At 73.1% G+C, this 14,582-nt stretch carries 10 protein-coding genes; 6 read left to right on the top strand and 4 right to left on the bottom strand.

Annotated elements, in window-relative coordinates; all coding sequences use genetic code 11:
• The 4 genes from J5X75_RS27650 to J5X75_RS27635 all read right to left on the bottom strand — a co-directional run.
• The coding region (locus tag J5X75_RS27650) for a molybdopterin-dependent oxidoreductase (RefSeq protein WP_208470438.1) at positions 1-2,130 on the bottom strand (2,130 nt) is incomplete at its 3' end.
• Between the two features lie 51 nt (positions 2,131-2,181).
• Complete coding sequence (malQ, locus tag J5X75_RS27645) at positions 2,182-4,017, bottom strand: 4-alpha-glucanotransferase (protein WP_208470437.1); 1,836 nt, start codon at positions 4,015-4,017, stop codon at positions 2,182-2,184.
• Between the two features lie 63 nt (positions 4,018-4,080).
• Positions 4,081-7,056: a CHAT domain-containing protein gene (locus tag J5X75_RS27640; RefSeq protein WP_208470436.1), complete on the bottom strand. Its 2,976-nt coding sequence runs from the start codon at positions 7,054-7,056 to the stop codon at positions 4,081-4,083.
• A 58-nt stretch (positions 7,057-7,114) separates the two neighbouring features.
• On the bottom strand, positions 7,115-9,211 hold the full coding sequence (locus J5X75_RS27635; protein WP_208470435.1) for a sensor histidine kinase: 2,097 nt from the start codon (positions 9,209-9,211) through the stop codon (positions 7,115-7,117).
• Between the two features lie 150 nt (positions 9,212-9,361).
• On the opposite strand from J5X75_RS27635, the gene J5X75_RS27630 reads away from it, so the two are divergent.
• The 6 genes from J5X75_RS27630 (at position 9,362) to trpS (ending at position 14,456) form a co-directional block, all read left to right on the top strand.
• Positions 9,362-10,354 (top strand): endonuclease/exonuclease/phosphatase family protein, encoded by a 993-nt coding sequence (locus tag J5X75_RS27630; protein ID WP_208470434.1) that lies wholly within the window; start codon positions 9,362-9,364, stop codon positions 10,352-10,354.
• A 337-nt stretch (positions 10,355-10,691) separates the two neighbouring features.
• Positions 10,692-11,603, top strand: coding sequence for an SPFH domain-containing protein (locus J5X75_RS27625; protein ID WP_208470433.1), 912 nt, complete (start codon positions 10,692-10,694; stop codon positions 11,601-11,603).
• Between the two features lie 4 nt (positions 11,604-11,607).
• Complete coding sequence (locus tag J5X75_RS27620) at positions 11,608-11,877, top strand: type II toxin-antitoxin system antitoxin (protein WP_238489538.1); 270 nt, start codon at positions 11,608-11,610, stop codon at positions 11,875-11,877.
• Position 11,878: 1 nt separating this feature from the next.
• On the top strand, positions 11,879-12,502 hold the full coding sequence (locus tag J5X75_RS27615; protein ID WP_208470432.1) for a GOLPH3/VPS74 family protein: 624 nt from the start codon (positions 11,879-11,881) through the stop codon (positions 12,500-12,502).
• 93 nt (positions 12,503-12,595) lie between these two features.
• A complete protein-coding gene (locus J5X75_RS27610) occupies positions 12,596-13,258 on the top strand; it encodes an esterase/lipase family protein (RefSeq protein WP_208470431.1) in 663 nt (220 codons plus the stop codon).
• Positions 13,259-13,457: 199 nt separating this feature from the next.
• The gene (gene trpS, locus J5X75_RS27605) at positions 13,458-14,456 is read left to right on the top strand and encodes a tryptophan--tRNA ligase (RefSeq protein ID WP_208470430.1); all 999 of its coding nucleotides are present in this window, start codon (positions 13,458-13,460) and stop codon (positions 14,454-14,456) included.
• The last annotated feature ends 126 nt before the right edge of the window (positions 14,457-14,582 follow it).

The raw sequence follows: 14,582 nt of genomic DNA, 5'->3' as shown, positions 1-14,582 counted from the left end.
GTGGCTGCCCCGGGGGGGCGGGGCGAACCCGACGCGAGGGCGGTGGGTGCGGCCGCGCCGGGCCGCGTCGCCGGCGTTCAGCTCGGCCCAGACGTCCGGCGCCGCGGCGTTCAGCTCCGGGACCCGGGCGGTCTTGGTACGCGTATGGAATTGGTAGACGGTCCGCCCGGTGGCCAGCACCAGCGGGTACTCGTCGCTGACCACCTCCGGGGACGGCTGGTAGCCGGCGGCGTGCAGGAAGGCGCGGCCGCCCGGCTCCTTCGCGCGGTACTCGTCGGCGGAGTACGCGGCCCCGGTCAGCAGGTCGTGCCCGTACGTCTCGCAGTAGTCCGGATCGGTGTGGAACACCCCGTCGGTGTAGAGGCGCTCGGTCCCGTCCGGGTGGTCGGCGTCGCAGGGCCACTGGATGCCGCTGCCGCCGCGCAACCGGTCGTAGGTGATGCCGGTGTAGTCGCACGGCCGCCCCGCCGAACACGCCTTCCACGCCTCGAACACGTCCTCCGGCCCCCGCCAGGGGATCAGCGGGGCGCCGTCGCGGTCCCGGAAGTCCATCCGCCGCGCGTAGTCGAGCAGGATGTCCAGGTCGGAGCGGGCCTCGCCGGGCGGGTCGACGGCCTTCTCGGACAGGTGCACGGTGCGGTCCACATTGGTGAACGTGCCGAGCTTCTCGCCCCAGGTGGCGGCCGGCAGCACCACGTCGGCCAGTTCGGCGGTCTCGGTGCGGAAGAGGTCCTGCACCACCACGAACAGCTCCGGGTTCGCCAGGATCCGCCGGATCCGGGCCAGGTCGGGCAGGGACACCGCGGGATTGGTCGCGGTGATCCACAGCAGTTTGATCGACCCCTGCTCGGCGTACCGGAAGATCTGCATGGCGTGCGTCGGCGGCGCCCAGTGCGGGATGGTGTGCGGGTCCACGTTCCACAGCTCGGCGAGCTGCCGGATGTGCTGCTCGTTGTCCCAGTTGCGCAGGCCCGGCAGGTCGCCGTCGGCGCCGGTCTCCCGGGCGTTCTGCGCGGTGGGCTGGCCGTTCATCTGGTAGATCCCGGCGCCCGGCCGGCCCAGCATGCCGCGGATCAGGTGCAGGTTGTTCACGGCGCACGCGGCGGCGGTCGCCTGATTCGACTGATAGAACCCCTGGAGTACGGTCGACAGCAGCCGCTGCGAGGTGCCCAGCAGCTCGGCGGCCCGTTCCACGTCGGCCGCCCGCACGTCACAGATCTCGGCCACCCGGGCGGGGGAGTAGCCGTCGACCACCCGGCACAGGTCGTCGAAGCCGACGGTGTGCGCGGCGACGTAGTCCGCGTCGTGCCAGCCGCGCCGGATGATCTCCCGCAGCAGGCCGTTGACCAGGGCCAGATTGGTGCCGCCCCGGATCGCCAGGTGCACGTCGGCCTCCCGGGCCACCGGCGTGGTCCGCGGATCGACGGCCAGCATCGCCGGAGGCCGGGGCCCGCGGCGGCGGTCCAGCATCCGCGCCCACAGGACGGTCTGCGTCTCGGCGACGTTGTGCCCCCACAGCGCGATCGCGTCACAGGAATCCACATCGGTGTACGAACCGGGCTGCCCGTCGGTGCCGAAGCTCGCCTTCAGCGACGCCGCGGCGGTGGCCGTGCACAGCCGGGTGTTGCCGTCCATGTGCGGGGTGCCGATGCCGGCCTTGCCGATCACGCCGAGCGTGTAGTACTCCTCCAGGAACAGCTGGCCGCTGGTGTAGAAGCCGAAATGCCCCCACCCGCCGGGGCCGTCGAGCAGCCGGCGGGACCTCTCGACGATCCGGCCCATCGCGGTGTCCCAGCCGGTTTCGGTGAGCCGGCCGTTCTCCCGTACCAGGGGGCGGGTCAGCCGGTCGCGGCTGTTGTTGGCCTGCCAGCCGTACACGTCCTTGGGGTCGAGCCGGCCGTGGTTGACCCGGTCCACGGCACGGCCGCGGACCCCGGCGATCCGCCCGTCCTTGACCGCGATGTCCATGGCGTCGCCGTTGGAATGCAGGATCGACGCGCTCTGGTGCCAGCTGTCGACGTCCGCCTCGGTCAGGCCGTCCGCCAGGTGCGTGTCCACGCGGACCGGCCACGTCTCACCCGGGCCGTACGGGGTCCGTGGCCCCCACGGATCGGCGATCCGATCGTCCATGACGAGCCTCCTCTTCGTTGGAGGCCCGTCTACCCCCTCGACGGCGGGTTCTCACCTCCCGGCCAGCTCGGCGAGCAGATCGCGGGCCAGTGGGGCGGCCAGCAGATCCTCGACCGGGGCGGGCAGGGCGATCCGCCAGTTCGGGTACTCGTCGACGGTGCCCGGCATGTTGGGCCGCTCGGCGACCCCGGCGGCGTCGTCCAGGGTGGCCAGCGCGATCCGGGACGGGCAGGACGCCAGCCGCCGGTACTGGGCCAGCACCGCCGTACGGATCCGGTCCGGGCCGACCGGCGCCGCCGGCTCGATGCCGGCCTCCCGCCGCAGCTCGTCACGGGTGCGTTCGATGTCGGCGGCGTCGAACTCCTTGCCGATGCCGGCCATGTCCCGCTGGTCGGAGCGGGTCAGGATGCCGGCGATGGTGGCCTGGTCGTGGGTGCCGGCCGCGCCGACCGTGTTCTCCGGGTTCCACGCGCAGCGGTCACCGGTCTCGGTGCGGTAGCCGAGCATGCCGATCGCCGCCATCGTCTCCCGGACGCCCTCGGCGACCGTGCCGATATCCTCACCGACGATCCACGCGCCGGCCCGGCACGCCTCGATGCGAATCACCGCGAGCAGCGCGTCCACCGGGTAGCGCACGTAGGCGCCGTCGGCGACCCGGCCGCCGGCCGGCACCCAGAACAGCCGCCACAGCTGCATGACGTGGTCGACGCGCAGCGCGCCGGCGTGCCGCAGCGCCGACCGGACCAGATCGCGCAGCGGCGCGAACCCGGCCGCCGTGAGAGCGTGCGGGTCGAACGGCGGCAGACCCCAGCGCTGGCCCTCCCGGTTCCACGGGTCGGCCGGGCAGCCCACCTCGAAGTCCAGGGCCAGCAGATCCTGGTGCAGCCAGGCGTCCGCCGAACCGAAGTCGAAACCGACCGCGGCGTCCAGGCAGATCGTCGCCCCGCTGCGGCAGGCCACCGCGAGCTGCCGGTCCGCGACCCACTGGCACCACATGTGGAAACGCACCCGGTCGGCGTGCCGGCCGGCGAACGCGGCCACCGCCGGGGCGAGCGGGTGCGCGTACTCCTCGGGCCACCCGCGCCAGTCGCCGCCGTGGGTCTCGGCCAGCACCGTCCACGTCGCGAACGCGCGCAGGTCGTCGCCGTGGCCGGCCGCCCAGTCCCGGAACTCGGCCGGCTCGTCCTCGCGGACCACCGCCCAGATCCGCTCCAGGGCCGCCAGCTTGATCCGGGACACCGCGTCCCGGTCGATGCGCCGGACGGCGTTCAGGGCCCGGCCCTGTTCGGCCAGGCCGGACAGGTCGGCCCGCTCCGCGCCCGGGGCGTCACCGGGGGCGATGTGCAGCACGTTCAGCCACTGCCGGCTGGCCGGACTGTACGGCGAGTTCGGCGCCGGCCGGACCGGGGCCATCGCGTGCACCGGGCTGACCAGCAGCACGCCCGCCCCGTGCGCCGCCACCGACCGGGCGAGGTAGGCCAGGTCCCGGAAGTCGCCGATGCCCCACGAGTCGCGGGTGCGGGCGGCGTACAGCTGCACGGCCAGGCCGGCGGTCCGCGGCGGCTGCGGCAGGTACTCGTCGGCGGCGAGCACCTGGCGTACCGTGCCGTCGTCGGCGGTCAGCGTGTGGTAGCCGGGCCGGTCCACGGTGCCGGCGACCCGGGTCGTCGTGCCGTCCTCGTGGCGCAGCGTGCCGTACAGGGCCGGATGGTGCCGGCCCGGGGTGGCCACCAGCGGCTCCGCCGCCAGCAGGCTTGTGCGCTGGAACCGCTCGGCGAGGGCCCGGCGGGTCGGCTCGGCCGGTGTCCGCTCGACACCGAACGCGTCGGTGAAGCTCGGCACGACACCGAGAGCGGTGAGGTCGACGGCGGGCGATGGAGCGGTCATGCCGTTCACGGTTGCGCTCGCCGGGTGTCGCCGGCCCTCCCGCCCGGGAGCGATCCGGGTGCGTCACCGGCCGAGATGCACGAAGGCCGCCCACCCGTGATCGTCGTCGTCGCCGGCCAGCGCGGTGAGCTGGGCCAGCCGCAGCGCGTCCGCCGGCGGGTGGCCGCCCGCCGACAGGTGGCGGTGCAGGTCGTACATCAGTCGTGCCGTGCCGGCGTCCGGCACCGGCCACAGGGAGCCGAAGACGGTGTGCGCGCCGCCGGCCAGGAACGCCGTCGCCAGACTGACCGCCTCGTCGTGCAGCGAGCCGACCGCCCCGGTGGAACAGGCGGACAGCACCACCCGGTCCAGGTCCAGCCCGGCCGACCGGGCCCGGGCGAGCAACTCCAGCACCGGCAGGTCGCCGTCGGCCAGGGCCAGGCTCGCCTCCGCCGGACGGTCCTGGTCGACGTGGCCGTGGCAGGCCAGGTGCAGCAGCGACGGGCCGCGGCCCGGCTTGGCGATCCAGTCGAGCACGTCGTCGCGGGTGGCGTCGCCCAGCAGCGTGCCGCCGGGATGGAAGTCGCGGTGCACGTCGCGCGCCTCTTGGGCGGCGAATCGCAGGTCGCCGCGCGGGTCACCGACGATCAGCGCCGACTCCGGGGACCGCAGCGGCATCCCGGCGGTGGCCCGGAACATCCGGGCCGAGACGCTGTACGAGACGACCAGCCGCTCGATCGCGTAGTGCCGGCCGGTGTCGTCGTCGTACCGGGCGGCGTGCCACGGCACCAGGGTCAGCGCGCCGGTCGGGACCAGCACCAGCCGGGCGGGCCGGTCCAGCCGCCACCGGTCGGTGAACGCGGTGAGCGGCTCCATGCACGCCGTCCACGCCCAGCGGCAGACGTCCTCGAACGACTCCCCGTCGCCGTCCTCCGGCACCAGGTCCCGGCCGGACTCGACCCATTCACCGACGGCCCGCCCGGCGGCCAGATCCGGCAGCGGCAGCACGCGGACCGGGCCGGCCACCGGCACGATCACCGCCAGGCCGGGCCGGTCGCCGTCGGCCGCGACCAGGTAGACCAGCGCGTCCGCGCCGACCGCCGTCAGGGACTCCCGGATCGCGGCCGGATCCGGGGTGGCGAACACATCGGAGTCCGCGGTGAGGGCGTGCATCGCGCGTACCCGCAGATTGTCGTCGGGTGAGTCACCGCTGCCGCTCGTCTCCCGCCAGGCGGTGGCGAGATCCGGGTGGCCGGCGGCGATCAGCCGCTCGGGCATCGAGCGGGACGCCGTGGCGGCGTGCAGGGCCAGGCCCCGGCCGGCGTCGAGGACCGCCACCAGGTCGTCGGCGGCGGCGTCCTCGGCACACCAGGCGGCGACGGTCCGCACGTGTCGGGCCGCGGTGCCCGCCCATTCGAGGGCGCGGCCGGTGTCCGCCTGGATCAGCGCCTGCCAGGTGAAGGCGACCAGGGCGGACCGGCCCAGCTTCCGGCTGCCGGCCCGGTCGGGGCGGGCACCGAGACGCAGGCTCCGGCCGTGCGCCACGGTCAGCTGTGGCCAGAGCGGATGGGGCGCCCCCGGGGGCGGGGGGGGGGGGGGGGGGGGGGCCCCCCCCCCCCCCGCGGCCGCGCCGCGGGCCGGGTCGCGGCGGGCCACCTCCTCCTCGGCGGCGCCCGCGGCCTGGCAAGCCGGGATCTTGAGCATCGGGTAGTCGTCCGGGATGCGGCCCAGCAGTTCGCCGGCCTCCGCGGCGAGCCGGCCCAGGGCGGCCGTGTCATCGCTGAGGGCGGCGGCGCGCACCGCCGCGGTGAGCGTGACGGAACGGGCGGCCGCCGTGAACGGGGTGCCGGCGTCGTCCCCGGTGACGGCGCCGCCGAGAAGGTCGCGCAGCAGGTCGATGGTGGGATCGCCGGCGGGCAGCGCCTCGCGGGCGGCGTGCATCACGGCGGCCGCCTCCAGTTCGTCACCCTCCTCGATCAGCCGCAGCGCCTCGCGGCGCGCGGAGAGAACCGCGGCCAAGCCCTGCAGAGCCGGATCGGACGAGTCCTCGAACGCGGTCAGGGCGCTCTCGAACGCGGCCAGATCGCCCTCCTGAACGGCCCGGTTGCCGCGCAGGACGGCGAGCGTGTCGGCTATCACGGCGCGATTCGCCTCGGGGAAGCGGTCGCTCCCGGCGAGACGGGTGAGCGGGCCGACGCCGCGGTCGAGGTCGCCGGTGGTCCCGGCGATGCTGTCCAGGATCGCCTGGGCCGCGGCCAGTTCGGCGCGCAGGTGCGGGTCGGGCAGGTCCACGTCGCGGTACCGGGAGACCAGGGCACGGACCCGGGCGAAGTCGTGGGCGCGGCCCTCCGGCACGGCGATGCCGATCTCCACCATGGCCAGCGTTCCGGCCAGCAGCGCCTGATCGCCCGGGGCGGCGTCGCCGGGGGCGTCGAGGACGGCGTACCCGAGGTCGACGTAGCCGTGGAACTCGTCGCGGCCGAGTTCGTCGCGACCGTACCGGGCGAAGGCGGCCCGCAACTGCTCGCGGGCGATCTCGCAGCGCAGTTGATCGCCGGGGTCGCGCCGCATGGCCTCGGCGAACCGGTCGAGAGCCACGGCGAGACCGTCGTGCTGCCCGCCGGAGAAGGCCCGCACCAGGTGGGCCCGGCCGGACAGGTGCCAGGCGGCGGCGTCGTCGAGGGTCCGGGTGGCGATGTCCGCGAGGTGCACGGCCCGGGCGAAGTCGGCTCGGTCGCGGGTGCGCTCGGCCATCAGGGTGACGAGCGTGCCGCAGAGGTAGGCGGCGGCCGGGTCCTCCGGTGTGCGGTCGAGGACGTGCTGCCAGAGGGCGATGGCCCGCCCGGCGTCGTCGAAACTCGTGCGGTCGCGGTTCCACCGCTCGTGGAGGGCGATCGCGAGCAGCCGGTGCGCCTCACCGCCGGTGTCCGCCTCGAGGGCGGCCCGTCCCCGGCTGATCACCGTGTCGAGCTCGGGGCCGGAGACGGTCTCGCCGTCCGTGATCCGTTGCCACCAGCCGCGCAGGGCGGCCAGGGCGGTGTTCGCGTCGTTCTCCGGCATCGGTGTCCCTCTCGCGCCGTGTGGTCGGACGCAGGAGACTGACGGACCGCCGGACGCGTCAGGGGTATGGATCGGGTGAATGCGGGCGGCCGGGCAGCCCGTGCCCGGTGTCGGCCGGGTGAAGCGGGACGCTTTCCGGCGGTACCGGCGGCAGCGTGAAGGTGAACCGGGAACCGCCACCGGGCTCGTCGGCCGCGCTGATCACACCGCCGTGCCGCTGGACGATCCGCTGGCAGATGCTCAGCCCGAGGCCGGTGCCGGCGAACGCGGAACCGGTGTGCGCCCGGTGGAAGTTGCCGAAGATCGCCTCGTGCTGGCCGGCCGGGATGCCGACGCCGTTGTCGGTTACCGTCACCGCGATCCGGTCGCCCGCCACGGCCGACGTGACGGTGACGGCCGGTACGACGTCCCCGGCCGTGTACTTGATCGCGTTGCCGATCAGGTTGTCCAGCAACTGCCGGATCAGGGGCGGGTCCCCGTACACCTGGTGTGGGGTGTTGATCGTGAAGCGCGGCACCAGGCCGCCGGCGGCGCTCGCGGCATCGACCCGCGCCGAGGCGATGTCGGTGACCAGGCGTTCCAGGTCCAGTGCGACCGGCCGGACGGTGGCGTCGCGGGCCGTGGCGTAGGCGAGCAGATCGTCGATCAGGGCCCGCATCCGGGCGCCGGCCCGCTGCGCGCGCAGCAGGCTGCTCTCCGCCTCGCTGACCATCGGGTGCGGCGGCACGTCCTGGAGCGCGTCGGCGGCCGCCTCGGTCCAGGCGCGCATCGCCATCAGAGGGTTCTGGAGATCGTGGGCGACCACCCCGGCGAACGCGGTGAGCTCGTCCCGGTGCCGACGTTCGGCGGTCGCGTCGTGCACCACCACGACGGCGAGCGGAGCGCCCTGCTCGTCGAGCAGCCGGGTGCCGGTGGCGGTCAGGATCCGGCCCTCCGGCACCTCCGGGTTCCGCAGCAGCATCTCGGTCCAGGCCCGTTCCTCGCCGGCCAGCACGCGCGCGTTCACCGTCTCGTGGTCGGCCAGCGGCCGGCCGTCGAGGTGGTACAGCCCGTAGAAGGAGGTGCTGGCGACCCGGTGGTCCGGGCTGATCCGGCCACCCAGCAGCCGGGCCAGGGCCGCGTTGCGCAGCACCACCCGGCCGTCGGCCTCGATCACCGTGACGCCCTCGGTCATCGAGTCGATGATCGCGCTCAGCAGCTGGCCGTGCCGCTGGGCCTGGTCCTTCTGCCGGGCCAGGTCCGCCTTGTCGTCGGTGAGCTGCCGCAGCAGCGCCTGCCGTTCGTCCCGGCCCAGCGCGAGGACCAGGCCGATCACCGCGATCATGCTGACGAACAGCTGTGCCACCAGCGCCCGGGAGGCGTGGTCGGGGATGCTGGCGAACGGCCCGGGCCCGGCGAGCGTGAACGCCACGGCGACGGCGCCGGCCAGCAGACCGTGCACGGCCACGAAACTGGTCGGCATCCGCAGCCCGGCCCAGATCGTGATCGCGATCAGGACGAAGGCCACCGGCAGGCCGTTCAGCACGACGAACGTGAACCAGTACGCCAGCACCGAGCCGGTGATCAGAGCCGCGGCCTCCCCGGTGCGCCACCACGGGACGGTCCGCCACCACGGCGCCCGGCCCGGAAGGCGGCGCAACCGCAGCCCCACCGGAACGATCAGCAGCACACCGGCGAGATTGCGGATCAGCCACACCGCACCGCTGCCCACCGAGACGTTCCCGTTGATCAGCCACATCCCCGCGGCGCCCACGACGGCGCCCAGGGCGGTGCCGGCGATCGTGGCGCCCAGCAGGATCCACAGGTCACGGAGCCGGATCAGGTCCAGCCGGCCGTCCGCGCGCCACTGCGCCGGCTGCCATCGGCGCAGCAGCCACAGCGTGAGCGCGACCTGGCAGAGATTGGCGATCACGGCGACCACCACGAAGCGGCCGGTCGCGCCGGTGGACAGATTGACCGCCACCGTGACCGCGACCAGCGCGGCGACGTCCACCACGAGAGTGCGCGAGTGCCGTTGCGCGCTGAGCCACAACACCATCACGCCGGCCGCGGGCCACACCATGCTCAGGTTGGTGTCGTCCATGACGGTCTGGCGGCCGGCGAGCGTGGCCACGGCGTACGCCAGCGCGAACAGCACCGTCCGGAGCAGAGCCATGCCGCTCCTCCGATCCTCTCCCGAGGACCCCTTCGGCAGGGTCGCCGGGACGCTGAACCCCGGTGCCGAATTGGCCCCCATGGGCAACGCGCGGTGTGACGTCGGCCGCTGTCACAGGATCCTGTAAGGCGGGCTCGGTAGTTTCGCGCCATGACCGTCACCGATGCGCCGCCCGGGAAACGCCCGAGCCGCGGCCGGACCGTTCTGTCCGTGGTGGTCTGGCTGCTCCTGACGCCCGGTGCCCTCTGGCTGGTGGGCCGGGCCTTCGGGCTCGAACGCGGTCCGCTGATCACCCTGTTCGCCGCCACCCCGTACGTCGCCGCGGCCACCCTGATCCCGCTGCTCGCCGCCCTGGCCGCCAAACGGTGGCGGGCCGCCGCGGTGGCCGGGCTGGTCGCCGCCGGCATGGGCGCCTGCGTGCTGCCCCGTGCCCTGCCGGACCTCGACAGGGGCCCGTCCGAGGGGGTCGCGCTGCGGGTGCTCACGCTCAACACCCTCTACGGCGAGGCCGACCCGGCGCAGGTCGTCCAGCTGGTCCGCGACAACGACGTGGCCGTGCTCGCCGTCCAGGAGTTCACCCCCGACGGTGAGGCGGCCCTGAAAGCGGCCGGCATCGGGGAGCTGCTGCCCTATCAGCAGCTGTCCCCGGCGTACGACGCGGGCGGCTCCGGCCTCTACTCCCGCCACCCGATGCTCGCCCCGGCGACCCGCCGCAACGACGGCGGCTTCCAGCAGGCGTACGCCACGATCCAGCCATCCGGCGCCGCCGCCGTCCACGTCGAGTCGGTGCATCCGCTGGCTCCGGTCGGCCCGGAGATGTACCCCCGATGGAGCGCCGACCTGCGGGAACAGCCCCACGCCGGGACGGACGGCCCGCTTCCCGTCCTGCTCGGCGACTTCAACGCCACCCTCGACCACGCGGAGCTGCGTGACCTGATCGACACCGGCTACCGCGATGCGGCCGACGCCGTGGGGGAGGGCCTGACCGCCACCTGGCCGTCCTTCGACGGATCCCGCGGGCTGGTGACCATCGATCACGTGCTGGCCGACGAACGGATCGGGGTGCGCGACGTCGAGGTGCACACCGTGCGCGGCTCCGACCATCGCGCGGTCCTCGCCTCCCTCACCCTTCCGGCCGGTTAGAGCCCTTCCACCCCTTTCCGGTACGCGGAACGTCGCCCCGCCTTGATGGGGCCGTCCCGTCCGGGCCGCGCGTGCTGCGCGGGTGGTCCCGCCTGTGCCGCGCCCGCCGGGCGCAGATCGGTGCCCGGGCGGGCCGGCGCGGGCGTTGCCTCACCCACCTGCCGCCGATCCCGCTCGGCCGCTGGACCGTGCGATCTTGGGCGCTGAGCCATCGCATGCGGTGGTGGATCGTCCACACGGTCGCCGCATTACCCGCCTCGCCCGTACCGGAAGGGGTTGGAAAAAGTGATATCACATTGCTACTGTTGAGACATCGAACTTGGGGAAGGAGCCTCACATGACCGACCACCTCGACCTGCCCGCCCCGCAGGTCCGCGAGCGCGCCGCCCGCGATGTCTCCGGCTGGCCCGTCCTCACCATCGCCCTGGTGGTGCTGATCCTCAGCGTCGTGGTCTTCGGCGTCGGCGTGAGCCAGGATTCCGACGCGGTCGGCGCCGCCGTCGGCATCCTCGGCGTCCTGCTCGGGCTCGGCGCCCTGATCACCCTGATCGGTCTCACCCCGGTCGCCCCCGGCGAGGCCCGCGTCCTGCAACTGCTCGGGCGATACACCGGAACGCTGCGTAACGACGGGCTTCGCTGGGTCAACCCGCTCACCGCCCGGCACAAGATCTCCACCCGGATCCGCAACCACGAGACCGACGTCCTCAAGGTCAACGACGCCGACGGCAACCCGATCGAGATCGCCGCCGTCGTCGTCTGGCAGGTGCAGGACACCGCCCGCGCCGTCTTCGAGGTCGACGACTTCATCGAGTTCGTCGCCATCCAGACCGAGACCGCGGTGCGGCACATCGCCAACAGCTACTCCTACGACTCCCACGACACCACCACGATGTCGCTGCGGGACAACGCCGACGAGATCACCGCGCGACTGTCCGAGGAGATCGGGGTCCGGGTGGCGGCCGCCGGCGTGACGATCATCGAGTCCCGGCTGACCCGCCTGGCCTACTCGCCCGAGATCGCCCACGCCATGCTCCGCCGGCAGCAGGCGAACGCCATCGTCGCGGCCCGGGCCCGGATCGTCGAGGGCGCCGTGGGCATGGTGGAGATGGCCCTGCTCCGCCTCGCCGAGCACGACGTCGTCGACCTCGACGAGGAGCGCAAGGCCGCCATGGTCAGCAACCTGCTGGTGGTCCTGTGCGGCGACCGGGACGCGCAGCCCGTGGTCAACGCGGGAACGCTCTACTCCTAGTCGGATGGCCACCGAACGCAAGAAGCTGCTGCTGCGGCTCGATCCCGCGGTGCACGACGCGCTCGCCCGCTGGGCCGCGGACGAGCTGCGCAGCACCAACGCGCAGATCGAGTACCTGCTGCGCAAGGCCCTCGCCGACGCCGGCCGCCTTCCCGGTGGCGTCGGCCGGATGCGGGGGCCCGGCCGGCCGGCCGCCACACCCGAGCCGTCCGAGCCGTCCGAGCCGCCCGAGCCGCCTGAGCCGTCCGAGTCCTTCGAGCCGGAAGAGGAGTGACATGGCAGTGCCCGGAAGTCTTCCCCAGTGCGTCTACCTGCTGGCCTACGACCCCGACAAGGGCCGGATCTGGTTCACCACCCAGCTCGGCGCCATGCTGCGCGCCGCGGCCCTCGCCGACCTGTACGGCAGCGGCCACCTGACCGACGAGAACGGCCGCGCCGTCGTCACCGGAGGGCACCGCCCCAGCGACGACCCCTTCCTGGAGACGGTTCGCGCCGAGATCGCCGCCGCCAAGCCGCGCAAATGGCAGCACTGGGTCGGCCGCCGCCAGGGCGCCGCCACCAAGGCGGTCCGGCAGCAGCTCGGCGACGGCGGGTGGGCGCGCCTTCAGCCGTACCGGATCCTCGGGATGTTCCCGGCGACCAGGGTGACCCTCCGTGATCCCCGGGTTCGCAAGGAGCTTCTCGGCCGGGTCGGCAGCGCGCTGAAGAAGCCGATCGGCCGGGTGGAGGCGGCCGACGCGGTACTGGTGGCGATCATCGCGGCGGGTGACCTCGGCCTGGTTCTCGACCGCCGGACCCGGCGTGCCCACAAGCGGCGGATCCACGAGCTGACCGAACTCAGCGGGCCGATCGCGCCGGCCCTGAAGAAGTCGATCGAGGCGGCCAACAGCGGCGGCTGACCTCGTCATGGACCACCGGCGATTTCACGGATGTGTGACGAACTTATTGCACAAAGGATGCAGAGACCCCCCTGAACTTCCCCCGGAGGTCTCATGCGCCGTCTTCTCGTCCTCGTCACCGCCGTGGTGGCCGCGCTCGCGCTGAGCCCGGCCCTGCCCGCGGCCGCCGCCCCGGGCACGCCGGTGGTCTTCGTGCACGGCTACACCGGCAGCGCGTCCAACTGGACCACCGCGATCTCGGTGTTCCGCGCCGGCGGCTACTCCAGCAGCGAACTGTTCACGTACGAGTACAACTCCTACGGCAACAACATCACCAACGCCCAGGGCCTGGCCAGCTACGTCAGCCAGGTCCGGGCACGCACCGGAGCGTCCAAGGTCGACATCGTCAACCACTCGATGGGCGGCCTGGTCAGCCTGTGGTACGTCAAGCAGTTGGGCGGCGCCCAGTACGTCCGGAAGCTCGCGTCGATCGCCGGCGCCAACCACGGCACCACCTACGCCGGCGCCTGCCTGATCTACGTCACCTGCCAGCAGATGTATCCCGGTTCGTCGTTCGTCAACACGCTCAGCTCCGGCGACGAGACCCCGGGCAGCACCACCTACGGGACCTGGTACTCCCCGTGCGACGGCATCATCATCCCCTACACCAGCACCGTCCTGAGCGGCGCCACCAACAACTACGTGGCCTGCCAGACCCACATCGGTTTCCTGACCGACACGATCACCCTCACCCAGATCAGGTCCTTCCTGAATTGACCTCCGCCGCACGGCCCCGGCTATGCTGGGGCCGTGCATCTTTCCTCATGCCTGAGCTGGTGGCGCTCCCCCTAGGAGCGGCACCTCTTCGTCATGACCGGGCCGTTCGGACGAACGGCCCTTTTTCGTACCTTCTTCGTGTCCCGGAGATGGGGTCGGTCGTCCTCGGCAGCCACCACCCCACACCGAGGAGACACCCATGGACACCATCACCGACCCCACCCGGCACCGGATCCTGACCGGTGACCGGCCCACCGGGCGCCTGCACCTGGGCCACTACTTCGGCACCCTCCAGAACCGGGTGCGCCTCCAGGACATCGGCGTGGAACTGTACGTCGTCATCGCCGACTACCAGGTCCTGACCGACCGGGACGTGGCCGACGACCTCACCGGCCACGTCGAGGAACTCGTGCTCGACTACCTGGCCGCCGGGGTCGACCCGGCCCGCGCCACGATCTTCACGCACAGCGCCGTCCCCGCCCTCAACCAGCTGCTGCTGCCCTTCCTGAGTCTCGTCTCGGTCGCCGAACTCAGCCGCAACCCCACGGTCAAGGACGAGATCGCCCACTCCCGGCAGTCCGCGGTCAGCGGGCTCATGTTCACCTACCCCGTGCACCAGGCCGCCGACATCCTCTTCTGCAAGGCCGACCTGGTGCCGGTCGGTCAGGACCAGCTGCCGCACCTGGAACTCACCCGGACCATCGCCCGCCGCTTCAACGACCGGTACGGCGCCGGCGTCTTCCCCGAGCCCGAGGCCCTGCTGTCGAAGGCGCCGCTGCTGCTCGGCACCGACGGCACCAAGATGAGCAAGAGCCGCGGCAACGCCATCACACTGGCCGCCGGCGCCGACGAGACCGCCCGGCTGATCAAACGGGCCAAGACCGACACCGACCGGCACATCGGGTACGACCCGGTCGGCCGTCCTGAGGTGTCGTCGCTGCTCCTGCTGGCCGCCCTCTGCCTGGACCGCACTCCCTCGCAGGTCGCCCACAGCATCGGCGCGGCGGGCTCCGCGGCGCTGAAGAAGGTGGTGACCGAGGCGGTCAACGAGTACCTGGCCCCGATCCGGGCCCGCCGTGCCGAGTACGCCCGCGACCGCGCCTACCTCCGCACGGTTCTGCGGGAAGGCAACGAGCGGGCCCGGGCGGTGGCCGACACCACCCTGGCCGAGGTGCGCGCCGCCATGAACAGCCTCTAGTCAACTACCCGCCCATGAATGGGCGGGCTTGCGGATCTCTTCCCCGCTGGCTGCGAGGTCAGGCCACGTATGGCGGATTGACTGCCGCCCAGCCCTCGACGCCGCGCGAGGCGATGTTGAGGGCCG

This window comes from Actinoplanes flavus, from assembly GCF_017592555.1.
Lineage (GTDB): Bacteria > Actinomycetota > Actinomycetes > Mycobacteriales > Micromonosporaceae > Actinoplanes > Actinoplanes flavus.
This window is presented reverse-complemented; position numbering and strand designations above follow the sequence as displayed.

Coding starts and splice junctions, on each gene's coding strand:
- malQ (WP_208470437.1), bottom strand. CDS start 4,017: ATGACCGCTCCATCGCCCGCCGTCGACCTCACCGCTCTCGGTGTCGTG.
- J5X75_RS27640 (WP_208470436.1), bottom strand. CDS start 7,056: ATGCCGGAGAACGACGCGAACACCGCCCTGGCCGCCCTGCGCGGCTGG.
- J5X75_RS27635 (WP_208470435.1), bottom strand. CDS start 9,211: ATGGCTCTGCTCCGGACGGTGCTGTTCGCGCTGGCGTACGCCGTGGCC.
- J5X75_RS27630 (WP_208470434.1), top strand. CDS start 9,362: ATGACCGTCACCGATGCGCCGCCCGGGAAACGCCCGAGCCGCGGCCGG.
- J5X75_RS27625 (WP_208470433.1), top strand. CDS start 10,692: ATGACCGACCACCTCGACCTGCCCGCCCCGCAGGTCCGCGAGCGCGCC.
- J5X75_RS27620 (WP_238489538.1), top strand. CDS start 11,608: ATGGCCACCGAACGCAAGAAGCTGCTGCTGCGGCTCGATCCCGCGGTG.
- J5X75_RS27615 (WP_208470432.1), top strand. CDS start 11,879: ATGGCAGTGCCCGGAAGTCTTCCCCAGTGCGTCTACCTGCTGGCCTAC.
- J5X75_RS27610 (WP_208470431.1), top strand. CDS start 12,596: ATGCGCCGTCTTCTCGTCCTCGTCACCGCCGTGGTGGCCGCGCTCGCG.
- trpS (WP_208470430.1), top strand. CDS start 13,458: ATGGACACCATCACCGACCCCACCCGGCACCGGATCCTGACCGGTGAC.